Annotated in this window: 22 protein-coding genes; 12 read left to right on the top strand and 10 right to left on the bottom strand. The window is 58.4% G+C overall.

Annotation, left to right across the window (positions count from 1 at the left end; all coding sequences use genetic code 11):
* Positions 1-201: 201 nt before the first annotated feature.
* The 5 genes from RT657_RS09200 to yeiP form a co-directional block, all read right to left on the bottom strand.
* The gene (locus RT657_RS09200) at positions 202-1,779 is read right to left on the bottom strand and encodes a cyclic di-GMP phosphodiesterase (RefSeq protein WP_313653963.1); all 1,578 of its coding nucleotides are present in this window, start codon (positions 1,777-1,779) and stop codon (positions 202-204) included.
* 219 nt (positions 1,780-1,998) lie between these two features.
* Positions 1,999-2,574, bottom strand: a complete 576-nt coding sequence (mepS, locus tag RT657_RS09205; RefSeq protein WP_313653964.1) for a bifunctional murein DD-endopeptidase/murein LD-carboxypeptidase — start codon at positions 2,572-2,574, stop codon at positions 1,999-2,001.
* A gap of 511 nt (positions 2,575-3,085) precedes the next feature.
* Positions 3,086-3,793, bottom strand: a complete 708-nt coding sequence (locus tag RT657_RS09210) for a phosphatase PAP2 family protein (RefSeq protein WP_313653965.1) — start codon at positions 3,791-3,793, stop codon at positions 3,086-3,088.
* Between the two features lie 43 nt (positions 3,794-3,836).
* Positions 3,837-4,805, bottom strand: coding sequence for a GTP-binding protein (locus tag RT657_RS09215; RefSeq protein ID WP_313653966.1), 969 nt, complete (start codon positions 4,803-4,805; stop codon positions 3,837-3,839).
* 72 nt (positions 4,806-4,877) lie between these two features.
* A complete protein-coding gene (gene yeiP, locus RT657_RS09220; RefSeq protein WP_313653967.1) occupies positions 4,878-5,450 on the bottom strand; it encodes an elongation factor P-like protein YeiP in 573 nt (190 codons plus the stop codon).
* A gap of 163 nt (positions 5,451-5,613) precedes the next feature.
* Here yeiP and RT657_RS09225 point away from each other — a divergent pair, with 163 nt between their 5' ends.
* The 4 genes from RT657_RS09225 to fruA all read left to right on the top strand — a co-directional run bounded on the left by RT657_RS09225 (position 5,614) and on the right by fruA (position 9,942).
* Positions 5,614-5,868 (top strand): YkgJ family cysteine cluster protein, encoded by a 255-nt coding sequence (locus tag RT657_RS09225; protein WP_313653969.1) that lies wholly within the window; start codon positions 5,614-5,616, stop codon positions 5,866-5,868.
* A 273-nt stretch (positions 5,869-6,141) separates the two neighbouring features.
* Positions 6,142-7,272 carry a fused PTS fructose transporter subunit IIA/HPr protein gene (fruB, locus tag RT657_RS09230; protein ID WP_313653970.1) on the top strand — a complete coding sequence of 377 codons (1,131 nt, stop codon included), beginning with the start codon at positions 6,142-6,144 and terminating at the stop codon, positions 7,270-7,272.
* The gene (gene fruK / locus RT657_RS09235; protein WP_313653971.1) at positions 7,269-8,207 is read left to right on the top strand and encodes a 1-phosphofructokinase; all 939 of its coding nucleotides are present in this window, start codon (positions 7,269-7,271) and stop codon (positions 8,205-8,207) included. The genes fruB and fruK overlap by 4 nt, the downstream gene beginning before the upstream one ends.
* A 16-nt stretch (positions 8,208-8,223) precedes the next feature.
* Positions 8,224-9,942, top strand: coding sequence for a PTS fructose transporter subunit IIBC (fruA, locus tag RT657_RS09240; protein ID WP_313653972.1), 1,719 nt, complete (start codon positions 8,224-8,226; stop codon positions 9,940-9,942).
* A 159-nt stretch (positions 9,943-10,101) separates the two neighbouring features.
* Here fruA and nfo read toward each other — a convergent pair whose 3' ends face one another.
* Both nfo and RT657_RS09250 read right to left on the bottom strand, forming a co-directional pair.
* A complete protein-coding gene (gene nfo, locus RT657_RS09245) occupies positions 10,102-10,947 on the bottom strand; it encodes a deoxyribonuclease IV (RefSeq protein ID WP_313653974.1) in 846 nt (281 codons plus the stop codon).
* Positions 10,948-10,998: 51 nt separating this feature from the next.
* Positions 10,999-12,054: a YeiH family putative sulfate export transporter gene (locus tag RT657_RS09250; RefSeq protein ID WP_313653976.1), complete on the bottom strand. Its 1,056-nt coding sequence runs from the start codon at positions 12,052-12,054 to the stop codon at positions 10,999-11,001.
* A gap of 106 nt (positions 12,055-12,160) precedes the next feature.
* On the opposite strand from RT657_RS09250, the gene RT657_RS09255 reads away from it, so the two are divergent.
* The 5 genes from RT657_RS09255 (at position 12,161) to RT657_RS09275 (ending at position 17,236) form a co-directional block, all read left to right on the top strand.
* Positions 12,161-12,535, top strand: coding sequence for a YkvA family protein (locus RT657_RS09255; protein ID WP_313653977.1), 375 nt, complete (start codon positions 12,161-12,163; stop codon positions 12,533-12,535).
* A gap of 9 nt (positions 12,536-12,544) precedes the next feature.
* The gene (gene yieE / locus RT657_RS09260; protein WP_128086512.1) at positions 12,545-13,411 is read left to right on the top strand and encodes a DNA-binding transcriptional regulator YeiE; all 867 of its coding nucleotides are present in this window, start codon (positions 12,545-12,547) and stop codon (positions 13,409-13,411) included.
* Positions 13,412-13,527: 116 nt separating this feature from the next.
* Entirely contained in the window at positions 13,528-14,994 is a 1,467-nt protein-coding gene (locus tag RT657_RS09265) for an amino acid permease (protein ID WP_313653978.1), read from the top strand.
* Between the two features lie 377 nt (positions 14,995-15,371).
* Positions 15,372-16,448: an iron ABC transporter permease gene (locus RT657_RS09270; protein WP_313653980.1), complete on the top strand. Its 1,077-nt coding sequence runs from the start codon at positions 15,372-15,374 to the stop codon at positions 16,446-16,448.
* A complete protein-coding gene (locus RT657_RS09275) occupies positions 16,448-17,236 on the top strand; it encodes an ABC transporter ATP-binding protein (protein WP_313654164.1) in 789 nt (262 codons plus the stop codon). The genes RT657_RS09270 and RT657_RS09275 overlap by 1 nt, the downstream gene beginning before the upstream one ends.
* 102 nt (positions 17,237-17,338) lie before the next feature.
* On the opposite strand, the gene fghA is transcribed toward RT657_RS09275, so the two are convergent.
* From fghA to ptrR, 3 genes are all read right to left on the bottom strand, one after another.
* Positions 17,339-18,181 (bottom strand): S-formylglutathione hydrolase, encoded by an 843-nt coding sequence (gene fghA, locus RT657_RS09280; RefSeq protein ID WP_313653982.1) that lies wholly within the window; start codon positions 18,179-18,181, stop codon positions 17,339-17,341.
* A gap of 12 nt (positions 18,182-18,193) precedes the next feature.
* Positions 18,194-19,318, bottom strand: a complete 1,125-nt coding sequence (locus tag RT657_RS09285; RefSeq protein WP_313653984.1) for an S-(hydroxymethyl)glutathione dehydrogenase/class III alcohol dehydrogenase — start codon at positions 19,316-19,318, stop codon at positions 18,194-18,196.
* A 100-nt stretch (positions 19,319-19,418) separates the two neighbouring features.
* Positions 19,419-20,330: a putrescine utilization regulator PtrR gene (gene ptrR / locus RT657_RS09290; RefSeq protein ID WP_140917204.1), complete on the bottom strand. Its 912-nt coding sequence runs from the start codon at positions 20,328-20,330 to the stop codon at positions 19,419-19,421.
* A gap of 117 nt (positions 20,331-20,447) precedes the next feature.
* Between ptrR and RT657_RS09295 the strand changes: the two genes are divergently transcribed.
* The 3 genes from RT657_RS09295 (at position 20,448) to yeiB (ending at position 23,577) form a co-directional block, all read left to right on the top strand.
* Positions 20,448-21,575: a YbfB/YjiJ family MFS transporter gene (locus RT657_RS09295; RefSeq protein ID WP_313653986.1), complete on the top strand. Its 1,128-nt coding sequence runs from the start codon at positions 20,448-20,450 to the stop codon at positions 21,573-21,575.
* A gap of 125 nt (positions 21,576-21,700) precedes the next feature.
* On the top strand, positions 21,701-22,366 hold the full coding sequence (gene folE / locus RT657_RS09300; protein WP_061062924.1) for a GTP cyclohydrolase I FolE: 666 nt from the start codon (positions 21,701-21,703) through the stop codon (positions 22,364-22,366).
* A 50-nt stretch (positions 22,367-22,416) separates the two neighbouring features.
* Positions 22,417-23,577: a DUF418 domain-containing protein YeiB gene (gene yeiB / locus RT657_RS09305; RefSeq protein ID WP_313653988.1), complete on the top strand. Its 1,161-nt coding sequence runs from the start codon at positions 22,417-22,419 to the stop codon at positions 23,575-23,577.
* Positions 23,578-23,605 lie beyond the last annotated feature (28 nt).

Raw genomic sequence — 23,605 nt, forward strand, 5'->3', positions numbered from 1 at the left:
GTACCTCAGGATCATACAGGCGTCAGGCAGCACGGGATCCCGCGTCCGCAGCGCACCGGGATTGCCCGGATGTGCGACAATCTGCTCTGCGTAAAGGCGTCGCTCTGCAGTACGGTCACAGCCTGCAGTGGTCCACCGGGCAGGGCGCAGAGTAGCAGACGTCCGGAACGAAACCGCACGGGTCTGCTTTGCTGTCAGCGTTCAGGAGCGAGACGGTTCAGCGTGATAACGCCGGAAATAGTCTGTCAGTGTTTCCGGTCGCAGCGGACGGCTGAAGATATAACCCTGAAGATGCGTTACGCCGCGATTGATCAACCAGGCTGCCTGCTCGCTGGTTTCGACCCCTTCGGCCACGCTCTTCAGGTTGAGTTGCTTTGCCAGCTGCAGCACGGAATCCAGTACCGGTGAAGCGAGCGTCTCCGCTCTGATACTCTGTACAAAACCGCGATCGATTTTCAGGTAATCAAACGCATAACGTTCCAGATAAATCAGCGCGCTGTGGCCGGTACCGAAATCATCGATCGCGATATGAATCTGCTGCTGATGGAGCCAGTCAAACTGTTCGCCAACGTTTCCGTCGCGCACCATGGCGCGTTCGGTGATCTCAAACACATAATTAAAGTGAGCCGCAGGCATGGTATCCAGCCAGTGCAGGACATCCTGACGGAAACTGCTGTCAGTCAGATGCAGTGGCGAAATGTTGAGACTGAGACAGGCATTGCGGGGAATGGTATGGCAGAGCAGATGTGCATCGCGGGACACCAGCTGAAACAGATGCCGGGTCAGTGGGATAATCAGGCCATGTGACTCGGCATAGTGAATAAACATATCGGGCGGAATCGGGCCTCTGGTCGGATGGGTCCAGCGCAGTAATGCTTCCATGCCATAGGGCTGACCATCGCGGGAGGTCACCAGTGGCTGATATTCAACATGAAACTCGCCGCGCTTCATGCCCTGAATCAGTGCTTTGCCCGGATGCAGATAGCTCGACAAGAGCAGCCAGCAGCCCCCGGCGACCAGCAGCGACAGCAGCAGACTGCTCAGCAGGATAGCCTGATAATCACTGAACGCCAGCGTGGAGCCGTAGAGTGCCAGCCGCAGCGGATAGCCTGCCAGCCCCTGCTGGTCCAGTGGTGCCGGCAGACTCTGGCTCTCCATGATACCGGGTTGCCAGCTGGTCAGGGCGCTGCGCGGATCGAACAGCGCCACACCGGTAATTTCAGGTCGCATCGACGCCATCAGCTGATAGGGCGCCAGCGTGATATTCAGCGTGGCGAAGACGCCTGACTGCAGGCTGCCCGGATTTTTAATCCACAGTGCGAGCGCCGGTTTATTGGGCTGTAGCGGTGTGCCGGGCATCAGCCGCAGATCAAGATCGCGCGAGATATCGCTCAGCGGTGCAATCACACTTAGCGGCAGACTGAAGCTCCCGGTGGCCGAAGAGCAGAAAGCATTGCCGTTATTGACCAGCAGGATAGCGCGGAGATTCCCGGCGAAGGCGGCGCGTGAGGTGAGTTCACGATTAATGGTATGGCAGGCGGTCTGGGTAAACGGAAGCAGGGGGCTGAGGGTACTGTTGAGCAGCGAAGAGAGCGTCTGCTGTAATGCCGTGCGGCTTTTTTCCAGCAGTTGCTGATGCTGCTGTTCGCGTTTCTGCCAGGTCTGATGAAGCGATAGCGTGGCAAATAAGAGAAAAAATAAGCCGCCCGCCATCGCGCTACTCCATGCGATACGGCGAGGATAGTTGGTATGGCGCCGCAGCGCCCCCGACAGTGGCATGAGGAGCTTCCCCTGATCAAATTATTATTATGTTATTGCGCACGACTGCTTCGGTTTAAGCGACCGAGAATATAACGAGATCGTCCGTCATGTCTTGTTATTATTTTGAAATACAATGCTTTTATCTTATGTCACGGTTGCTGCTCAGAACAGGCAAAAAAAAACGCTGCATAGGCAGCGTTTCCTGTTCTCTGGCTGAGAGAAGATCGAAGGTGATTATCAGCTCGGGTTACGGCTCAACACACGGCGTCCTTCACGGTAACGTTTCTTCCAGTAGTCATCATTGAGACTGGAGATCATTACACCACTGCTGGTCGAGGCATGAACGAAGTTATCATTGCCCAGATAGATGCCCACATGGCGGCCGGTTGAGCCAGCGCGGAACATCACCAGATCGCCAGGACGCAGTTTACTGCGGGTAATCTCTCTGCCGCTGTCCTGCTGCTCAGAGGTGGAGCGTGGGAGTTCTAAGCCAAACTGATCGCGGAAGGTACGCTGAACAAAGGCGGAACAATCAATCCCGCGTTTGGTATCGCCGCCGAGGCGATAGCGCACACCTTTCCAGACGGCGTATTGTTCCATGATACGCGACTTCACGTCGACATTGCGCACCATTTCTTCAAACTCATCCTGAGACGCCTGAAGTAAAAAACCATTCTGGTTGTTAACTTCATGATTCTCGTTATTCGCGTTTTGACTACTATGGGTACTGCTACAAGCTGAGAGGAGTGTGGCCAGCGCCAGTGCGGGCACGATCCGCAAAATATATCTCAGTATTGGTTGAGACTTGACCATTATTCGGGTTTTCCTTCGGGTTCCTTACGACACAATTGTCGTCAGCCAGATGACAAAGCAGGGAGATTAATAAGCGAAACAGACTAAGACAAATCCTTAATTACTAAAATGTGTTAATGGACACATTTTAATGTAAAAAAACTGGCTTTTCTGACGCTGTGGCCTCACTGCGACTGAGGTTAACTGATTACAGACGCTGTGGCGAGTGCTTTTAATCAATTTCACATAGGTTTTTTTGATGAGAATCAAAACGTAACACAATGACTAATTTAGCGACAATTATGAGCGAATAATGGTGAGAACAGGCGGTGAAACGGGCGTCAATTCAGGGCATAGCCGCATTTCCGGGATTTTCTGAATGGACAATAGCGTGGGGCGACGATTTAACCGGTTTGCGGAAAAGATAACCTTTTCCTTTCGCCATATTAATTAGCAGGCTAATAGTGAGGAGCTGTTTTTTATAAGCGCGGCAGGTTCAGCGTATTTCGATTAAACCGACCGCGCTTATCATTTACATCACGGGCTTATATTTACCGGGTAATTTGCGATTAAACCAGTTAACCAGCACGTCGCTGGCTGGCGTTAATAACCACCAGCTCAGACCGACCAATACGACCGATAGCGATCCGACGGCAATATCAGTAAACCAGTGTGCGCCAGCCATGACGCGCGGCAGGGAAAATAGCACCACGATGGCGAGAGCAATTAAAAACCGGCGGAAGCCAAAATAGCGCCACATAAAGCAGGCAAAAATAATCAGCATCATACCGTGGTCGCCAGGGAAGCTATCTTTCGACGCATCCTTCGCCGGGATACCGGTCAGTTCGCTGACGCGATGTACATTCTCAAAGAACAGCGTCGGGCTGGAATGTTTCACCGGCAGCAGGTGGCCCAGCTGGTTAAGGATAACGGCCGTCAGCAGCATGGTGATGCCGATCGCCAGCATCCGACGGCGCGCCGGAGGTGTCTCCTGCCGCCAGATTGACAGATAGAGCAGGCCCATCGCCAGCAGTGATACCACATCAAAACCCCGGAAGTTGGTGATCGCGACAATCAGCGCAAACAGGGGGTGGGTCACCATCTGGTTATTGAAGCCATAAAAGATCGCTTTATCGATGCCGAACCAGAAACCGTGTTGCGGCGGCAGATACCAGGAGAGAAACAGCACTACACCCAGTGCATTAAGCAGCAGGATGGTAACGAGGCGGGTTGCGCGCATAAGTAAACTCATTTCAAAAAAATAACCGCCGACAATACCTTTACTAGCGTAAACGGCACTTCAACAATGCCGATTGTAGTCGATTCCAGTCAGTCTGATGAGAATGAATGATTTCAATACGGCTATCGGGTGGTGACACAGCAGAAGTTTCACTGTGCAGCGCTTTTGCCTCGCCGTTAATACGCATTGTGCCTTCGGCCGTGTGCATGACGCCTTTTATCCGATCGACCTGCGCCTGCTGCGCCCACGCCAGCAGGGCGGCGCTGTCGAACCGCGTATCGCCATCGAACAGCCAGCCGCAGGCGCTGTAGCCCCGAGTCTGATTCAGCGACCGCCGCCAGCGTGCGCCACCCTCCAGTCGCAGTGCCGCTACGCCGCTGGCGGGAACGGCCGGATGATGATGGTGCGGTAGGGGAAGCTCGCGAGGTTGATGGGGCGCATCAAGCAGATGAAGGGGGATGCGACCAAACTCTGTTTCTGCCACGGGACGTGTCGGCTGGCTCTGCTGCAGCCAGTCAGTCAGCCGCTGGCGATCCTGCCTGTTCCAGCAGTCACGCTTGCTGGCGATAATGACATCGGCGGCGGCCAGTTGATCGCGAAAGTTTTCATTGGCTGTGATACGAGGATCGGCGAGCTGACGGGGATCGAGCAGGGTCAGGGTGGCGTTCAGCTGCAGCCAGTCCTGATAGGCCGGGGCCTGCAACATCTTCAGAATCTGGCGCGGATGGCCCAGACCGGTGGGCTCGATCAGCAGCCGGTCCGGTTTATTCTTCAGCAGCAGATTCAGCCCGACCTGCATCGGCAGACCATTCACGCAGCACAGGCAGCCGCCGGGGATCTCTTTGACTGTCGCGCCGCGATCGGCCAGCAGCGCCCCATCAATTCCGACCTCGCCAAATTCATTGACCAGCACCGCCCAGGTTTCATTCTGCGGCCGGGCGGCCAGCAGGTGGCAGAGCAGCGTGGTTTTTCCGCTGCCCAGAAAACCGGTGATAAGATTAACGCGTGTCATAGTGCGGGCTCCTGCCTGAAATTGCTCATTAATGTTATATTATAACACTTTTGCGCCCGCACCCGTGACGGATTAATCAGCACGACCCATGTAGCGGCGTTCAGCGATGTGAATACGGATGCGATCGCCGTTGCTGAGGTATTCCGGCACCTGAATAGAAAGACCGGTACTCATCACGGCGGGTTTGGTGCGGGCGCTGGCGGAAGCGCCTTTGATACCAGGCGAGGTATCAACAATTTCCATATCCACTGTCTGTGGCAGTTCCAGTGCCAGCACCTGGCCATCCATCGTCAGCACATGAATGCCGGGGATACCACCTTCAGGGATAAACAGCAGCTCCTCTTCGATCTGATCCTGCTTAAAGGAGTAGGGCGTGTAATCCTCATCATCCATGAAGATATATTCGTCACCATCTATATAAGAGAAGGTGACGCTGCGACGGCTGAGCGAAATCGCATCGATAATCTCGTCGCCCTTAAAGCGCTCTTCCACTTTTAAACCGGTGCGGACATCGGTAAAGCGCATTTTGTAGAGCGTCGCCGCACCGCGTGCGCTGGGACTCTGGACATCAATATCTTTAACCAGCAGCAGTTTGCCGTTGTGCGTGACGGCCATCCCTTTTTTAATTTCATTGGCTTTTGGCATTGCTGTTCTCGCTATCATGAGAGTGAAGTGCGCGCAACGTTACTCGTGCCAGGGAAAACTGGCAATATCGCGGGTGCGAAATTTTGTGTCAGGCCGTGGCTTTCATGGTAATTGCCGTTCCGGACTGCTATTGTCAGCGCCTCTTTTTCTGCCGGAGCACAGCATGCAATGCCGAAGCCAATGCGGTGCCTGCTGCACAGCACCCTCTATTTCGTCGCCTATCCCCGGTATGCCTGACGGCAAGCCCGCCAACACGCCCTGCGTTCAGCTGGACGACGATCTTCGCTGCAAACTGTTTGGTTCGCCGCTGCGGCCTGCCGTCTGCGCTGGTCTGCAACCCTCATTCAGCATGTGTGGCCAGTCGCGCCAGCAGGCGATGACTTATCTGCTGAAACTTGAAGCTGACACTGCGCCCTGAAAAGCTGATGTAGCTGACGCCGTTTTGTCCGCTCCGCCGGGCGTGACAGCAACAGCGTCAGCCAGACTCTCCGCTGGTCCGCTTCCTGCCCCCGAAATGTGCGTAATGTCAAAAATCTGTTACGCCGTTTACGCATTTACTTGCCTGGCGAAAGCCGCTGCATCACAATTCCTGAAACGTTTCAGCGTTGACGACGTCAGCAGGCACCGGCGGCATGGTGCTGAAATCTGTCTGTTAGCTGAAACGATTCAATCTCAGCAAGCGAGGAGAATTATGTTCCAGCTCGAATTGCAGGCCATCCATACCGGAGCCAGCGCCCAGAACAAAGAAGAGGCCATTCGTCAGGTTGCTGCTGCGTTAACCGCGGCGGGCAATGTGGCTGAAGACTATGTCAACGGCATGCTGGCGCGCGAACAGCAGACCTCAACCTTTCTTGGCAACGGCATCGCCATCCCGCACGGCACCACCGACACCCGCGATCTGGTGCTGAAAACCGGTGTTCAGGTGTTTCAGTTTCCGCAGGGCATTGCCTGGGGAGAGGATCAGACCGCCTATGTCGCTATCGGGATTGCCGCAAAATCGGATGAACATCTGGCGCTGCTGCGTCAGCTGACCCATGTGCTCAGCGATGACACCATTGCTGAACAGCTCAAAACCGCCTCTGCTGAAGATCTACGTGCGCTGCTGATGGGTGAAAAACAGGCCGCCGAATTCAGCTTCGACACCTCACTGGTCACGCTTAACGTCGCCGCCAGCGATCTCATTACCCTGCAGGCGATGAACGCCGGCAGACTGCAATCCGCAGGCGTGGTTGATGCCAGCTACGTCGCCGATGTCGTCTCAACCCCGCCGCTGAGCCTGGGGCAGGGCATCTGGCTCAGCGACAGCAGCCTGGGCAATCTGCGCAGCGGCGTGGCCGTCAGCCGAACCGAACACGCCTTTGAACATCAGGGCGAACCGGCGTCGATGCTCATCAGCGTGTCAGCCACCGATGAACGTCCACTCGAAGTGCTGGGTTATCTGAGCGCATTGCTGCAGCAGGGCAAAGCTGACCGTCTGCTGAAAGCTGATGCGGCGGGTGTTTACGCCCTGCTGACCAGTGAAGTCGATGAGCAGGCTGAAGTCCTGACCGCCGAATTTACCATCCGCAACGAACATGGCCTGCATGCCCGTCCGGGCACGGCGCTGGTTAGTGTGATCAAGCAGTTCAACAGTGACATCACCGTGACGAATCTCGACGGCAGCGGTAAGCCGGCCAACGGTCGCAGCCTGATGAAAGTGGTGGCGCTGGGCGTGAAGAAAGGCCACCGCCTGCGCTTTACTGCCAGCGGTGAAGATGCCCAGCAGGCGCTGAACGCGATTGAAGAAGCGATCACTAGCGGTCTGGGTGAGGGGGCAGCATGAGCAGACGTGTCGCCACCATTACGCTGAATCCGGCGTATGACCTGGTGGGATATACCCCTGAAATTGAACGTGGCGAAGTCAATCTGGTGAAAACCACCGGACTGCACGCGGCGGGCAAGGGGATCAACGTCGCCAGAGTCCTGAAAGATCTGGGTATTGATGTCACCGTCGGTGGCTTCCTGGGAAAAGAGAATCAGGATGGCTTTCAGCAGCTCTTCAGCGAGCTGGGTATTGCCAACCGTTTCCAGGTCGTCCCTGGCCGGACCCGTATCAACGTCAAACTGACCGAACAGACCGGTGATGTGACCGATCTGAATTTCTCCGGTTTTCAGGTCACGGCGCAGGACTGGGATCGTTTTACCAGCGATTCACTGACCTGGCTGGGCCAGTACGATATGGTCTGCGTCAGCGGCAGCCTGCCAGAAGGTGTGGATCACGAGGCTTTTACCCGCTGGATGACCGAACTGCGTACCCACTGCCCCTGCATCATCTTCGACAGCAGCCGCGAGGCGCTGGTGGCGGGTCTGAAAGCCGCGCCGTGGCTGGTGAAACCTAACCGCCGTGAGCTGGAGATCTGGGCCGGTCGTAAGCTGCCCACGTTGCAGGATGTGATTGGCGCGGCGCACGAGCTGCGTGAGCAGGGCATCGCCCATGTGGTGATCTCGCTGGGCGCAGAAGGCGCGCTGTGGGTCAACGCATCAGGCGAGTGGATTGCGAAACCGCCGGTGTGTGACGTCGTCAGCACCGTCGGTGCAGGTGACTCAATGGTGGGCGGGCTGATCTATGGCCTGCTGATGCGTGAATCCAGCGAGCACACGCTGCGTCTTGCGACGGCGGTGGCGGCCATGGCCGTCAGCCAGAGCAACGTTGGTGTGTCCGATCGTACTCAGTTGGCCGCGATGATGGCGCGTGTCGACTTACAACCCGTTAACTGACAGCAGGAGAGCGATAATGAAAACGCTGCTGATTAAAGACCCTACACTGGGACTGGCTTCCGCCTTTATGGCGCAACAACGTCTGGCTGCCGCTGCAGCGGCGGCGGGCCTGACCCTGACTGAAAATCCTGCCGACGCAGAACTGGCGATTGTGCTGGGCAACAAGGTGCCGGACGATGCGGCGCTGAACGGCAAGCTGGTCTGGCTGGGCGATCTCCAGCTGGCGGTCCGCGAGCCGGAAAACTTCCTGAACCGGGCGAAGGCGGAAGCCAGAGCCTGGCAGGCGCCGGCTGCGGCGGTAACACCTGCGGCAGCGTCAGCCGCAACCCCGGCGCAGGCGGGGGCACCGAAACGTGTGGTTGCCGTGACGGCCTGTCCGACCGGCGTCGCGCATACCTTTATGGCGGCCGAGGCGATCCAGGCCGAAGCGACCCGTCGCGGCTGGTGGGTCAAGGTTGAAACCCGCGGTTCCGTGGGTGCCGGTAACGCTATCACGCCAGAAGAAGTGGCGGCGGCCGATCTGGTGATCGTGGCAGCGGATATCGAAGTGGATCTGGCAAAATTTGCCGGTAAGCCGATGTACCGTACCTCCACCGGACTGGCGCTGAAGAAAACTGCACAGGAGCTGGATAAAGCGGTCGCAGAAGCGAAGCCTTATAAAGTCGCTGCCAGCGGTCAGAGCACAGCAAACAGTGAAGAGGATAAGAAGCAGGGCGGCGCGGGTGCCTATCGTCACCTGCTGACCGGGGTTTCTTACATGCTGCCGATGGTGGTGGCGGGTGGTCTGAGTATCGCCCTGTCGTTCGCCTTTGGTATCACCGCTTTTAAAGAGCCGGGCACGCTGGCAGCCGCGCTGATGCAGATCGGTGGTGGCAGCGCCTTTGCCCTGATGGTACCGGTGCTGGCGGGCTTTATCGCTTTCTCCATCGCTGACCGTCCGGGTCTGACGCCGGGTCTGATTGGCGGTATGATCGCCACCAGCATCAACGCAGGCTTCCTGGGCGGGATTATCGCGGGCTTCATTGCCGGTTATGCGGCGAAGCTGATCAGCGGCAAAGTGAAACTGCCGCAGAGTATGGAAGCGCTGAAACCGATACTGATTATTCCGCTGTTCGCCAGCCTGATCACCGGCCTGCTGATGATCTATGTGGTCGGTAAACCGGTAGCGGGCATTATGAACGGCCTGACGCACTGGCTGGCAAACATGGGTACGGCGAATGCGGTCCTGCTGGGTGCGATTCTGGGCGGCATGATGTGTACCGACATGGGTGGCCCGGTGAACAAGGTGGCCTACGCGTTTGGTGTCGGCTTACTGAGTTCGCAGACCTATGCACCGATGGCCGCCATCATGGCAGCCGGTATGGTACCGCCGCTGGCGATGGGGCTGGCAACGCTGGTTGCGCGTCGTAAATTCAACAAAGGTCAGCAGGAAGGGGGTAAAGCGGCACTGGTTCTGGGTCTCTGCTTTATCTCTGAAGGTGCGATTCCGTTTGCTGCCCGTGACCCGATGCGCGTGCTGCCATGCTGTATCATTGGTGGCGCAGTGACCGGTGCTATCTCAATGGCGATTGGTGCCAAACTGATGGCCCCACACGGCGGACTCTTTGTTCTGCTGATCCCAGGCGCGATTACGCCGGTCGTGGGTTATCTGATGGCGATTGTCATCGGCACCGCGATTGCCGGTCTGAGCTATGCGGTTCTGAAACGTCCGGAAGAGCAGCTGGCGAAAGCCTGATTAACACTGCGGAAGTGAATATAACAGGGAGCCGGATGGCTCCCTGTTTGTTTTTGCAGAGGGCGCAGGCAGAGTATTAGGGAGCAGGGATGGCAGGGCACAGATTCTTTGAAGCCGCAGGCGATGCCAGCAAAAAGGGAGCCTTCAGGCTCCCTTTTATTATCCCTGCTGCTCAGCTTTCAGCCAGGCAATCTCATCTTTCCAGATATCAGGATTGATGGTTTCCAGAATCAGCGGGATCCCGTCAAACCGGGGATCTTTCATCAGCCAGCTGAACACCGTCCGGCCAATGTTGCCTTCACCCAGGCTGTGGTGGCGATCAACGCGGCTGTCAAACGCACTTTTGGCATCGTTGAGGTGCATACCGCGCAGATAGTCGAAGCCCACGACGCGCGCAAACTCGCTGAAGGTCGCTTCACAGTCGGCTTCGGTGCGCAGGTCATAACCGCCGGCAAACGCATGGCAGGTGTCAATGCAGACCCCGACGCGCGACTTATCTTCGACGTGCTCAATGATGGTCGCGAGGTGCTCGAAGCGAAAGCCCAGGTTGCTGCCCTGGCCTGCGGTGTTTTCAATCACAGCAGTCACGTTCTGCGTCTGGTCAAGCGCGACGTTAATCGACTCGGCAATCCGCTTCAGGCAGGCTTCTTCCTCGATCTGATGCAGATGGCTGCCGGGATGGAAGTTCAGCAGCGTCAGTCCCAGCTGGTCGGCCCGGCGCAGTTCGTCGATAAAAGCCGCACGGGACTTCTCCAGCGCCTCCTCAACCGGATGACCGAGGTTAATCAGAAAACTGTCGTGCGGCAGGATTTGCTGCGGACTGAATTTATAGGTCTCGCAGGCGGTGCGAAAAGCATCAATCATCTCTGTAGAGAGCGGGGCGGCCTTCCACTGACGCTGATTTTTAGTAAAGAGGGCGAAGGCGGTGGCTTCCAGTTCATGGGCACGGATCACGGCCTGATCCACGCCCCCTGCGGCACTCACATGTGCGCCGATATATTTCATGCCTTTCTCCTGGGGCTATGCACGAATGAAACGGCATGATACCTGATGGCGTCAGCCCAGGAAATGTTGCACCAGCAGATTGATGGTGCCGCCGCCCGCAATTAACCAGCCAAAGACCAGCGCGCCCAGCAGCAGCGGCCTGACACCCGCCTCGCGCAGTGACCCGAAACGGGTAGTCAGTCCCAGCGCGGCCATCGCCATCGCCAGCAGCAGCCCGGCAAGCTGATTCAGCGTGGTCACCAACGCCGCGGGTAGCAGCTGGAGTGAGTTAAACAGGGCCACGGCAATAAACAGCAGCGCGAACCACGGAAAGGTGACCGGCTGACGGGCGTTGCCTGCGTGGCGTTTGCCGCGCATAACCGCACTCAGGCAGAGCAGGAAGGGGGCCAGCATCATCACCCGCAGCATTTTCGCGATCACCGCGCTGTTTTCCGCCTCCGGGCTGATACTGTGCCCGGCGGCCACCACCTGCGCCACTTCATGAATGGTGGAGCCGGTGAAGACCCCGAACCGGGCCGCACTCAGTCCTGGAAAGAGATGATGAGCCAGCGGCCACAGCAGCGGATAGACGAAGATCGCCAGGGTGCCGAACAGTACGACGGTCGCGATCGCCACCGCGACTTTCGACGGCGCGGCTTTCACTACCGGTTCGGTCGCCAGTACGGCTGCGGCACCGCAAATACTGCTGCCCGCGCCAATCAGCCAGACGGTATCGCGATCCAGCTTCAGCAGCCGGATACCCAGCAGGCAGGTCACAAAGAACGTACTGGTTAGCGTCAGCGCATCGATCAGGATGCCACTGAAACCGACATCCGCAATCTGTTGTAAAGTGATACGAAAGCCAAACAGGATAATACCCAGCCGCAGCAGCTTCTGTTTCGCCAGTATCACGCCGCTGTCGCAGCGGGAGGCCAGCAGGGGATAGACGCTGTTGCCGGCCACGATGCCCAGCATAATCGCCAGGGTCAGCGAGCCCAGCCCCAGCGAGGCGATCAGGGGCTGCTGCGCCAGCCAGCTGGCCGCTGCGGCAATGGCGGCGGTCAGCAGCAGGCCAGGGAACCAGAGCGAAAGGGGGTGGTGCGGTTTAGCGATGCTCAGTTCAGTCATGGTGGTCACTCCTCCTGGTTGAGTTATGATCATGAAGGCGAGTAGCTTAAAAGTGAAATTGATAATATATTTATAATTAACCAGAATTAACGATAAGGCTGCTGTCATGATAGTGTCACGTCTGCGCCGCTGGGCGACGCTGGTCAAACGCGATGTGTTGGTGCTGGGGTTCGCCTTCCGCGATCCGCGCACGCCCTGGTGGAACAAGCTGGGGATGCTGGGGCTGGTCGCGTACGGCATCAGCCCGATCGATCTTATTCCGGATGTGATCCCCTTTGTGGGACTGCTGGATGACGCAGTCATCATCCCGACTGGCGTCATGCTGCTGCTGCGGTTACTGCCGAAAGAGGTGCGCCAGAGCAGCCTCGATCGGGCAGATGCGCAGCGCAGCCGCGGCAAAAAGATCGCCGGCTGGCTGGTGGTCATTGGACTGATCTGGCTGGCGCTGATCGTCTGGCTCATCAGGCAATCACTGAGTTAAGAGGCAACGATGCACATTACGCTGCGACAGATTGAAGTGTTTACCGAAGTGCTTAAGAGTGGTTCCACTACCCAGGCGTCTCAGCTACTGGCTCTGTCGCAGTCGGCGGTCAGTGCGGCGCTGGCCGATCTGGAGAGTCAGCTCGGGGTGCAGCTGTTTGACCGGGTCGGCAAACGGCTGGTGCTGAATGAACATGGACGGCTGCTCTATCCGCGTGCGGTAGGGCTGCTGGAACAGGCGGGCGAGATCGAGCAGCTGTTTAAAGAGGACAACGGCGCAATCCGCATTTTTGCCAGCAGCACCATCGGTAACTATCTGCTGCCCGGGATGATGGCGGCCTACCGCCGCGATTTTCCCGGCCTGCCGCTGGAGCTGAGCGTCGGCAACAGTCAGGATGTGATTCAGGCGGTGTCCGATTTCCGCGTCGATGTGGGACTGATTGAAGGACCGTGCCACATGACTGAGCTGGTCAGCGAACCCTGGCTGGAGGATGAGCTGGTGGTGTTTGCCGCGCCCGATGCGCCGATTCTGCAGCAGCCGGTGACGCTGAAAACCCTGGCGGAGGCACCGTGGATCCTGCGCGAACGCGGCTCCGGCACCCGGGAGATCGTTGATTACCTGCTGCTGTCACATCTGCCCAGCTTTCAGCTGGGGATGGAGCTGGGCAATTCCGAAGCCATCAAACATGCGGTGCGTCACGGCATGGGGATCAGCTGCCTGTCACGCCGGGTGATAGCCGATCTGCTGGAGGCAGGCACACTGACCGAACTGGCGATCCCGCTGCCGCGGCTGACCCGCACGCTCTATCGTATTCATCACCGGCAGAAGCATATTTCAAAAGCCCTGACCCGCTTTCTCTCCTACTGCCGTGAGTGACTGCTAATAATCCGGGCGCGATCATGAACTTAACTAATAACAGCATGGCATCGCTATACAGAGGCGGTCTGGCTGCTACAATCGCGCCTCATTTTTACCCAGCGTAGCGTTAACACATGCATAATGACTCAAAAACAACACAACAACCTGCATTACGACGTGCGTTAAAAGCCCGTCATCTGACGATGATTGCCATCGGCGGCTCCATCGGTACCGGCCTGTTTGTGGCTTCCGGTGCCACCATTGCCCAGGCCGGACCCGGCGGGGCACTTCTCTCCTATATCCTGATCGGTCTGATGGTCTACTTCCTGATGACCAGCCTGGGCGAACTGGCCGCCTTTATGCCCGTGTCAGGCTCCTTCGCCACTTATGGCGCAAAATATGTTGAAGAGGGCTTTGGTTTCGCGCTCGGCTGGAACTACTGGTACAACTGGGCGGTGACCATCGCGGTTGACCTGGTGGCCTCACAGCTGGTGATGAACTACTGGTTTCCCGACACGCCCGGCTGGATCTGGAGCGCACTGTTCCTGGGACTGATGTTCCTGCTCAACTACATCTCGGTAAAAGGCTTTGGCGAGGCGGAATACTGGTTCTCGCTGATCAAAGTGGCGACCGTGATTATCTTTATCGTGGTTGGCGTGCTGATGATTACCGGCATTATGCGCGGCGCGGAGCACGCGGGCTGGCATAACTGGCAGGTCGGGGATGCGCCGTTTGCGGGGGGCTTTGCCGCAATGATTGGCGTGGCGATGATTGTCGGATTCTCCTTCCAGGGCACCGAACTGATCGGTATCGCGGCGGGCGAATCTGAAGATCCGGCGAAAAACATTCCGCGCGCGGTCCGCCAGGTTTTCTGGCGTATCCTGCTGTTCTATGTCTTCGCTATTCTGATCATCAGCCTGATTCTGCCTTACACCGACCCACAGCTGCTGCATAACGATATCAACGATATCAGCGTCAGCCCGTTCACGCTGGTCTTCCGCAATGCCGGTCTGCTCTCCGCGGCGGCGGTGATGAATGCGGTGATCCTGACGGCGGTGCTGTCGGCGGGTAACTCCGGCATGTACGCCTCAACGCGCATGCTGTACAACCTGGCCTGCGAAGGCAAAGCGCCGCGCATTTTCGCGAAGCTCTCAAAGGGCGGCGTGCCGCGCAATGCACTCTGGGCGACTACCGTCGTGGCAGGCCTCTGTTTCCTGACCTCAAAGTTCGGGAATCAGGAGGTCTACCTGTGGCTGCTGAATACGTCCGGCATGACCGGCTTTATCGCCTGGCTGGGCATTGCCATCAGCCACTATCGTTTCCGCCGGGGCTATATCGCCCAGGGGTATGACCTGAACGATCTGCCGTACCGTTCCGGCTTCTTCCCGCTGGGGCCGATTTTCGCTTTCGTGCTCTGTTTGATCATTACACTGGGTCAGAACTATCAGGCGTTTCTCAACGAGAGCATCGACTGGTACGGCGTGGCGGCGACCTACATCGGCATTCCGTTGTTCCTGATCATCTGGTTCGGCTACAGGCTGGTACGCGGCAGCCGTCTGGTGAAGTACAGCGAGATGACGTTCCCGGTTCACAAAGCGTAACGCGGTTCCGTCAGATGCCTGACACCGTGCGTGGCGGTTGCGCCAGACCTTATGGCGAGGGGAGCAGACCGCCGAAGCAAAGCAGCGCACCGCCCGGACAAAAACCCGGCAGCGTTTTTTGGAAAACCTGAAGCGTTAACCCGGCGACAACGCACCTCACGGATGAGGTGCGTCGTCGCCCGCGTTCGTGCTGAACCTCGCATTTACAAAAGCGCCGTGCGTCCTGAGCAGATGTTCCATCTGCCACTCTCCCGCCCATAACAACACCCTTTTTTACTGTTTTTTCACGTCTCGCTTGCGCTAACGAATTGATAATTATTATCACCTGGACTATTGTGGCTGCGTTTTCTGACGTGATAGCCACACAGGGTTAAAACATGACTACCGAAACTTCGCTGCTGGTGGGGGAAGAGACGCTTCACCACACCATGCAAAACTATCACCAGGTGCTGCGCCGCCGCCTTGTCTGGATTGGCGTGCTGCTGCTGGCGATCGTCGCTTCACTGATTCTCGATTTCACGCTGGGGCCCGCCGGGCTCTCGCTGGAAACGCTGTGGAATACGCTGCTCAATCCTGACAATGTTGATGCCGGCACCCGCGTCATCGTCTGGGATATTCGTCTGCCCTATGCGCTGATGGCGCTGGTGGTGGGACTGTCACTGGGCCTGGCGGGCGCGGAAATGCAGACCATCCTCAATAACCCGCTGGCGAGTCCGTTTACCCTGGGCGTTTCATCGGCGGCAGCCTTTGGTGCGGCGCTGGCCATCATTCTTGGCATAGGGATCCCCGGCATTCCCGATCAGTGGTTAATCTCGGCCAACGCCTTTGTGTTTGCGCTGTTTGCCGCGCTGATGCTCGATGCCGTCACCCGCTGGACGCAGGTTTCCTCGGCGGGTGTGGTGCTGTTTGGCATTGCGCTGGTCTTCACCTTTAACGCGCTGGTCTCCATGATGCAGTTCATCGCCAGCGAAGATACCCTGCAAGGTCTGGTCTTCTGGACCATGGGCAGCCTGGCACGCGCCTCCTGGGAGAAGCTGGGCGTGCTGAGCCTGGCGCTGGTTATCCTGGTGCCGTTCTCGATGATGAGCAGCTGGAAACTCACGGCGCTGCGTCTGGGCGAAGATCGAGCGGTGAGCTTTGGTATTGATGTACGTCGTCTGCGCCTGGCCACCTTGCTGCGCATCAGCGTCCTCTCCGCGCTGGCCGTGGCCTTTGTCGGGCCGATCGGCTTTATCGGCCTGGTTGCCCCGCACATCGCCCGCATGATGTTTGGTGAAGATCACCGCTTCTATCTGCCTGCCAGTGCGCTGGTCGGCGCGCTGGTGCTGTCGCTGGCGTCGGTCGCCTCGAAAAACCTGATCCCTGGCGTGATCATCCCGGTCGGCATCGTCACCTCACTGATTGGCGTACCGTTCTTCCTGAGTATTATTCTGCGTCATCGGGGGACAGTATGATGGAACAGGGTCTGACCTTACGCGGCTTCAGCGCCGGGTATCCCAAACACAAAGTCATTGAAAATCTGAATATCGCGCCGCTGCCGCGCGGCGAGATCACGGTGCTGCTGGGGCCGAATGGCTGTGGTAAATCGACGCTGCTGCGTGCGCTGGCGGGGCTGAACAAAGGACAGGGCGAGATGTGGCTGAACGGCGAGGATCTGATAACTCAGCCGTTTGCCCGTCGTGCAAAGAACGTCGTCTATCTGCCGCAGTCGCTGCCTGCGGGTGTCCATCTGCATGTGCTGGAGTCCATTATCGTGGCGCAGCGCGCCTCGGGCGGACTGCACAGCGCCGGTAGCGAAGCGGAAATCATGCATCTGCTGGAGCAGCTCGGCATCGCCCATCTGGCGATGCGCTATCTCGATCAGCTCTCTGGCGGCCAGAAGCAGCTGGTCGGGCTGGCGCAGTCGCTGATCCGTCGCCCGGCGCTGCTGCTGCTGGATGAGCCGCTGAGCGCACTGGACCTCAACTATCAGTTTCACGTCATGGATTTAGTGCGGCGCGAAACGGCCCTGCGCAACATCGTCACGGTGGTGGTGGTGCATGATATCAATATCGCGCTGCGTCATGCGCAACATGCCCTGATGCTGAAGCAGGGCGCGCTGGTGGCGGAAGGGCAGCCGGATAAGGTGATTACGCCTGACACGCTGGCGAAGGTCTACGGGGTTAATGGGCGTATCGAACACTGCTCACGCGGCATTCCGCAGGTGATGATCGATGGGCTGACCGGCCCGGCGCTGGTCTGACAGGACGGGACGTCCCGGCTGAAGAGAGGAAACGAGCGGCAGTCACGTTAATTCGCCTCTCCGGTAAATATTCAGGGCCGCATTGGCGGCCCTGATGGTCAGCTATACCAGCAGATGCTGGGCATGGAAGCGCAGGTGATCTTCCACGAAACTGGCAATAAAGAAGTAGCTATGGTCATAACCCGGCTGAATGCGCAGGGTCAGCGGGAAACCCACGTCGCGGGCAACCGCGTCTAACCGCTCCGGTTGCAGCTGGTCGGCCAGGAACTGATCGCTGTCGCCCTGGTCAATCAGCATCGGCAGTCGGTGCGACACCTCCGCCATCAGCTGGCAACTGTCATACTCCCGCCACGCCGCACGATCCTCACCCAGATAGGCCGTAAACGCTTTCTGCCCCCAGGGCACCTGCATCGGATTAACGATCGGTGCAAAAGCGGAAGCCGAGGCAAAACGGTTGCCCAGTCGCAGCGCCAGCATCAGCGCGCCGTGGCCGCCCATAGAGTGACCCATAATCGACTGACGTTCACTGACCTTGAAGTTATCCGCAATCAGGGCGGGCAACTCGCTGCTCAGATAATCGAACATGCGGAAATGGCTGGCCCAGGGCTGCTGCGTGGCGTTGAGATAGAATCCCGCGCCCTGGCCCAGATCGTAAGCCTCGTCATTCGGGACCTCTTCGCCGCGCGGGCTGGTGTCCGGCATAATCAGCACCAGACCCAGTTCCGCTGCCACCCGCTGCGCGCCCGCTTTGGTGGTGAAGTTCTCATCGTTGCAGGTCAGCCCGGCCAGAAACCAGACCACTGGCGGCGGCGCGTCACCCTGCGGATCGGGCAGATAGATGCTGAAGGTCATCGGGCAGTTCAGCAGCGCTGACGGATGCCGCCAGCGCTGCTGCCAGCCGCCAAAGATACGGTGTTCTTCCAGTAGCTCCAGAGTAGATGCCATAACGCCTCCTGATTACTTATTAAAATGCACGACCGAGCGAATCGATTTCCCTTCATGCATCAAATCAAAGGCGTCATTAATCTCTTCCAGCGGCATGGTGTGGGTGATGAAATCGTTCAGTGCAAATTTGCCGTCGAGATAATCCTGCACGATGCCCGGCAGCTGCGAACGGCCTTTCACGCCGCCAAAGGCGGAGCCGCGCCAGACGCGTCCGGTCACCAGCTGGAAAGGACGGGTGGCGATCTCCTCACCGGCACCGGCGACGCCGATAATCACGGACTCGCCCCAGCCCTTATGGCAGCACTCCAGCGCGGAGCGCATCACGTTGACGTTCCCGATACATTCAAACGAGAAGTCCACGCCGCCGTCGGTCAGCTCAACAATGACATCCTGAATCGGCTTATCGTAATCTTTCGGGTTGATCAGATCGGTGGCACCCAGCTTGCGCGCCAGATCGAATTTGCTGGTGTTGAGGTCGATAGCGATGATGCGGCCCGCCTTCGCCATCTTCGCACCGATCACAGCGGAAAGACCGATGCCGCCGAGACCGAAGATCGCCACGGTGTCACCCTCTTTGACTTTGGCCGTATTCATCACCGCGCCCATGCCGGTGGTGACGCCGCAGCCCAGCAGGCAGACCTCTTCCAGCGGCGCTTCTTTGCTGATTTTGGCCAGTGCGATTTCCGGGATAACGGTGTACTCAGAGAAGGTCGAGGTGCCCATGTAGTGGAAAATCGGCTTGCCATCTTTAAAGAAGCGGGTAGTGCCATCCGGCATCAGCCCTTTGCCCTGGGTGGCGCGGATAGCCTGGCAGAGGTTGGTTTTGCCCGACAGGCAGAACTTACATTTACCACATTCTGGCGTGTAGAGCGGGATCACATGGTCCCCCACTTCCACGCTGGTCACGCCTTCGCCCACGGCTTCTACGATGCCGCCACCCTCATGGCCAAGGATTGCCGGGAAAACGCCTTCCGGATCGGTGCCGGAGAGGGTGTAGGCATCGGTATGGCAGACGCCGGTCGCGACAATACGCACCAGCACTTCGCCTTTCTGCGGCGGCATTAAGTCCACTTCCTCAATTTTCAGTGGCTCGCCAGCAGCCCAGGCAACAGCGGCACGGGTTTTGATCATGTTCATGCAATCCCTCTTCCAGTCAGATTGTGGCGCGCAGGCGCGCCGGGTGGTCGTGATGATTCAGGGCCGGATAGGCCAGACTCTTAAACATAGCGCGGAACACTTATTCCGCCGCCTGCAACGGGTGCATCAGCTCATCATTGAGCGGACGATCGTCAAACTGTTCGATAATCAGGTACTTCAGCGCCTCAACATTAGGCGTAAAGGCGTCGCGTCGCCACATCAGCCAGGTGGCCGTATCGCGGTAAGCGGGCGGCAGCGTGTGCGCCTGGACGCGCGACCGATCCGCCATCTGCTTCAGCACCGACGCCGGGATCATTGCGACACCGGCTCCGCCCGCTACGCAGGCCAGCATGGCGTGATAGGACTGGATCTCCATCACATTATCGGGCGCGGTCTGGCTGTCGCGATACCAGCTCTCCAGTTTGACCCGGTAGGAGCAGCTGTTGCGGAAGGCGAACAGGGTGTCGCCCTGAACGTCGCGCGCCGTGGTAATCGGCGCATGGTCGAGCCCGGTGATCAGCACCATCTCCTCACGAAAAGCGATGCAGCCATTCAGATCGTCGTGGGCAACGGGGCCATCCACCAGCGCGGCGGCCAGCGTGCCTTCACGCACCCGATCGATGATTTCGCCCGACGTGCCGGTGATCAGCGACAGCGCCACCGCCGGAAAACGCTGGTGATAGGCGGCGAGCAGTCCGGGCAGACGGGTCGCCGCGGTGCTCTCCATAGAGCCGAGCGCAAAGTTGCCCGCCGGTTTGCCGGTGCGGGTCATGCTCATCGCCTCTTCGCTCAGTGTCAGAATGCGCTGCGCATAGTTGAGAAAATTATGGCCCATCGGCGACAGGCGAATGCGCTGCTTCTCACGAATAAAGAGATCCACGCCTAATTCTTCTTCCAGCTGGCGCAGCCGCGTGGTGAGATTAGAGGGAACACGATGCAGCTGCTCTGCCGCGCGAGCCAGTGAACCCGTTTCGGCGACGGAACAGAACATACGCAGCTGAACCAGATCCATATCTTCTCTTCCTGTAAACAAGTTGGTTAATAATATTCACTTTCCGTGAGTTTAGTCATCCTGCATGCTGTTAGCAAGTCAGATGAGATCACCGGGCAGACCAGCAGGAGTTCAGCAATGGCGTTACGCGTCGCGCTCAGCGCGTTTTTAACCTTATTTGTGGCAATGGGGATTGGCCGCTTTGCCTTTACGCCCCAGGTGCCGCTGATGATTCAGGCGCATCAGCTGACGCTCACCAGCGCCAGCCTGGTCGCCGCGTTCAACTATCTGGGCTACCTGTGTGGCTCGTTTGATGCCATGCGGGCACACAGACGGGTCGAGCTGCGGCTGCAGGCAGGTGTGTGGGGCGCGGTGATCCTGACCCTGCTTTCCGCGTTCGCCAGCGGGCCGTGGCTGCATGGCACAATCCGCTTTCTGATTGGCTGGGCCAGCGGCTGGGCGATGGTGCTGGTGGCGGCGTGGAGTAATGAACAACTGCATCGTCACGGACGGGCGGGCCTTTCGGCCGCAGTGTTTGCAGGACCAGGTTGTGGCATTCTGATCAGCGGTCTGCTGGGCGTGCTGCTGCAATCGCTGCAGGTCTCAGCCGGGGTGGCCTGGGCCGCCTATGGTGCGCTGGCGCTGCTGCTGATTGTGCTCATCACCCGGCATCTGCCGCGTCAGGGTGAACTGCATCGTCCCGATCAGGCGCCTGCGCCGCTGGTGCTGGATCGCAATCTCAAACGTCTGGTTGCAAGTTACAGTCTGGCGGGCTTTGGCTACATTCTGCCCGCGACCTTTTTGTCGCAGATGGCGGCTACGCGCTTTCCTGACGGCATCTTTGCTCAGTTCGTCTGGCCCGTTTTCGGGGGCGCAGCGGTGATCGGTATCGGGCTGGGGATCCTGACGCGGCGCTGGGGACACAGTCACGTCCGGCTGGCGCTGGTGCTCTGGGCGCAGGCGCTGGGCGTCTTTGCCGCGGCGCTGCTGCCGGGCTTCAGCGGCCTGCTGGCTGGCGCGCTGCTGGTGGGTGGCGGCTTCCTCAGCGTGGTGCAGCTTTCTATGCTCTGCGCCCGTGAGCTGGCACCCAGCCATCTGCGCTACATGGCGGGTCTGCTGACCACCGGCTATGCCATAGGACAACTGGCGGGACCGCTGCTCTCATTTATGTCGGCCATGTTGTGGCATCGGCTGGAGCCTGCCTTGTGGGTCGCCGGGGGCAGCCTGATCGGGGCGGGACTGCTGGTCTGGCGACGGGCCGGCTAAAAAGCTTTCTTCACCAATCTGATTGATTGCTGGATTCCCCGCAAAGAAAGTTTCACAATACGCGCCTGATTACAGGGCCCGCAGGCAAAGGCGTGCGGGCGCAACACCAGCCGGAGAAGAGTACGATGAGCACCTTAAGTCAGGAAGCTGCTCTGGTCCATGAAGCGCTGCTGGCGCGAGGACTGGAAACGCCGTTACGTGCACCGACGCGCGACATTGATGACGAAACGCGTAAAAGCCTGATTGCCGGGCACATGACGGAGATCATGCAGCTGCTGAATCTGGATCTGGAAGATGACAGCCTGATGGAAACGCCACACCGCATCGCCAAAATGTATGTGGATGAAGTCTTTTCCGGCCTCGACTATGCCAACTTTCCCAAAATCACCGTTATCGAAAATAAGATGAAGGTCGATGAAATGGTGACCGTGCGTGACATCACGCTGACCAGCACCTGTGAACACCACTTCGTGATCATCGATGGTAAAGCCACCGTCGCCTACATTCCCAAAGAGAAGGTGATTGGCCTGTCGAAAATCAACCGCATCGTCCAGTTCTTTGCCCAGCGTCCGCAGGTGCAGGAGCGTCTGACGCAGCAGGTTCTGGTCGCACTGCAGACGCTGCTCGGCACTAACAATGTCGCCGTTTCTATTGATGCAGTGCACTACTGTGTGAAAGCGCGTGGCGTGAAAGATGCCACCAGCGCCACCACCACGACCTCACTGGGTGGTCTGTTCAAATCCAGCCAGAATACCCGTCAGGAATTTTTGCGCGCGGTGCGCCATAGTTGAGTTTACGGCGGGCGCATAACGCTGCCCGCCTCATTGGGGCAGGGTGCCGCATGCAACGCTATCACGCGCTGGATTTCATTCGTGGCTGTGCCATTCTTGGCATTCTGCTGCTCAATATCGTCGGCTTTGGCTTGCCCTCAGCCGCCTACCTTAATCCCGCCTGGCAGGGGAGTGTCAGCCTGAGTGACGCCTGGACCTGGGCGCTCTCTGATACGTTCGCCCAGCTCAAATTTCTCACCCTGTTCGCGCTGCTGTTTGGCGCGGGTCTGCAGCTGCAGCTGCCGCGCGGCGGCCGCTGGCTGACGGCCAGACTCTCTCTGCTGGTGGTGATCGGGTTTCTGCACGGGCTCTTTTTGTGGGAGGGCGATATCCTGCTGGATTACGGTGTGATCGGGCTGGTGGTCTGGCGGGTGTTGCGCGACGTTCCCTCTACCCGCAGCCTGATGAACACCGGTATTCTGCTCTATCTGGTGGGCTGCGGCGTGCTGCTGGTGTTTGGATCCCTCTCCGATCCTGAACCCACCCGCTCCTGGCTGCCAGGCGCCGCCGATCTGCAATATGAACAGTACTGGAAACTGACCGGCGGCTGGGAAGCCGTACAGAACCGGCTGGATCATCTCTCCTCCGGGCTGATGGCGCTGGCGGCGCAGTATGGCTGGCAACTGGCGGGACTGATGATGATCGGCGCTGCGCTGCTGCGCAGCGGCTGGCTGACCGGCCAGTTTTCCACACAGCATTATCGCCAGTCGGCGGCATGGCTACTGACCATCGGGTTTTCGATTGCGGTGGCCGGCGTGGCCGCGCAGTGGCTGTTACACTGGGAGTTTCGCTGGAGTGGTTTCTATCTGCAGACGCCACGTGACCTTGCCAGCCCGCTGATCAGCCTGGGTTATGCTGCGCTCTGCCTGGCTTACTGGCCGCAGATTGCGCGCTGGCGCATCAGCCATGCCATTCAGTGCGTAGGGCGCATGGCGCTGACCAACTATCTGCTGCAGTCTCTTCTCTGCACCACGCTCTTTTATCGCGTTGACCTCTATATGCACTTCACCCGGCTGGAGCTGGTGCTGATGGTGCCGCTGATCTGGCTCATCAACATTCTGTTTTCACTCATCTGGTTACATTTCTTTGCTCAGGGGCCGCTGGAGTGGCTGTGGCGGCGGCTGACGCTGCTCTCTGCCGGTAAATCACACCTCACCGATCGCGCAGGATAATGACCGCCATCACAAAGGTTACATAATT

Origin of the sequence: Pantoea sp., assembly GCF_032114055.1 — a bacterium.
Lineage (GTDB): Bacteria > Pseudomonadota > Gammaproteobacteria > Enterobacterales > Enterobacteriaceae > Pantoea.

Coding starts and splice junctions, on each gene's coding strand:
- yeiB (WP_313653988.1), top strand. CDS start 22,417: ATGCAACGCTATCACGCGCTGGATTTCATTCGTGGCTGTGCCATTCTT.
- fruK (WP_313653971.1), top strand. CDS start 7,269: ATGAGCAGACGTGTCGCCACCATTACGCTGAATCCGGCGTATGACCTG.
- fruA (WP_313653972.1), top strand. CDS start 8,224: ATGAAAACGCTGCTGATTAAAGACCCTACACTGGGACTGGCTTCCGCC.
- RT657_RS09265 (WP_313653978.1), top strand. CDS start 13,528: ATGCATAATGACTCAAAAACAACACAACAACCTGCATTACGACGTGCG.
- RT657_RS09295 (WP_313653986.1), top strand. CDS start 20,448: ATGGCGTTACGCGTCGCGCTCAGCGCGTTTTTAACCTTATTTGTGGCA.
- RT657_RS09285 (WP_313653984.1), bottom strand. CDS start 19,318: ATGAACATGATCAAAACCCGTGCCGCTGTTGCCTGGGCTGCTGGCGAG.
- mepS (WP_313653964.1), bottom strand. CDS start 2,574: ATGGTCAAGTCTCAACCAATACTGAGATATATTTTGCGGATCGTGCCC.
- yieE (WP_128086512.1), top strand. CDS start 12,545: ATGCACATTACGCTGCGACAGATTGAAGTGTTTACCGAAGTGCTTAAG.
- fghA (WP_313653982.1), bottom strand. CDS start 18,181: ATGGCATCTACTCTGGAGCTACTGGAAGAACACCGTATCTTTGGCGGC.
- RT657_RS09225 (WP_313653969.1), top strand. CDS start 5,614: ATGCAATGCCGAAGCCAATGCGGTGCCTGCTGCACAGCACCCTCTATT.
- RT657_RS09270 (WP_313653980.1), top strand. CDS start 15,372: ATGACTACCGAAACTTCGCTGCTGGTGGGGGAAGAGACGCTTCACCAC.
- fruB (WP_313653970.1), top strand. CDS start 6,142: ATGTTCCAGCTCGAATTGCAGGCCATCCATACCGGAGCCAGCGCCCAG.
- RT657_RS09215 (WP_313653966.1), bottom strand. CDS start 4,805: ATGACACGCGTTAATCTTATCACCGGTTTTCTGGGCAGCGGAAAAACC.
- ptrR (WP_140917204.1), bottom strand. CDS start 20,330: ATGGATCTGGTTCAGCTGCGTATGTTCTGTTCCGTCGCCGAAACGGGT.
- yeiP (WP_313653967.1), bottom strand. CDS start 5,450: ATGCCAAAAGCCAATGAAATTAAAAAAGGGATGGCCGTCACGCACAAC.
- nfo (WP_313653974.1), bottom strand. CDS start 10,947: ATGAAATATATCGGCGCACATGTGAGTGCCGCAGGGGGCGTGGATCAG.
- RT657_RS09210 (WP_313653965.1), bottom strand. CDS start 3,793: ATGCGCGCAACCCGCCTCGTTACCATCCTGCTGCTTAATGCACTGGGT.
- RT657_RS09250 (WP_313653976.1), bottom strand. CDS start 12,054: ATGACTGAACTGAGCATCGCTAAACCGCACCACCCCCTTTCGCTCTGG.
- RT657_RS09200 (WP_313653963.1), bottom strand. CDS start 1,779: ATGCCACTGTCGGGGGCGCTGCGGCGCCATACCAACTATCCTCGCCGT.
- RT657_RS09255 (WP_313653977.1), top strand. CDS start 12,161: ATGATAGTGTCACGTCTGCGCCGCTGGGCGACGCTGGTCAAACGCGAT.
- folE (WP_061062924.1), top strand. CDS start 21,701: ATGAGCACCTTAAGTCAGGAAGCTGCTCTGGTCCATGAAGCGCTGCTG.
- RT657_RS09275 (WP_313654164.1), top strand. CDS start 16,448: ATGGAACAGGGTCTGACCTTACGCGGCTTCAGCGCCGGGTATCCCAAA.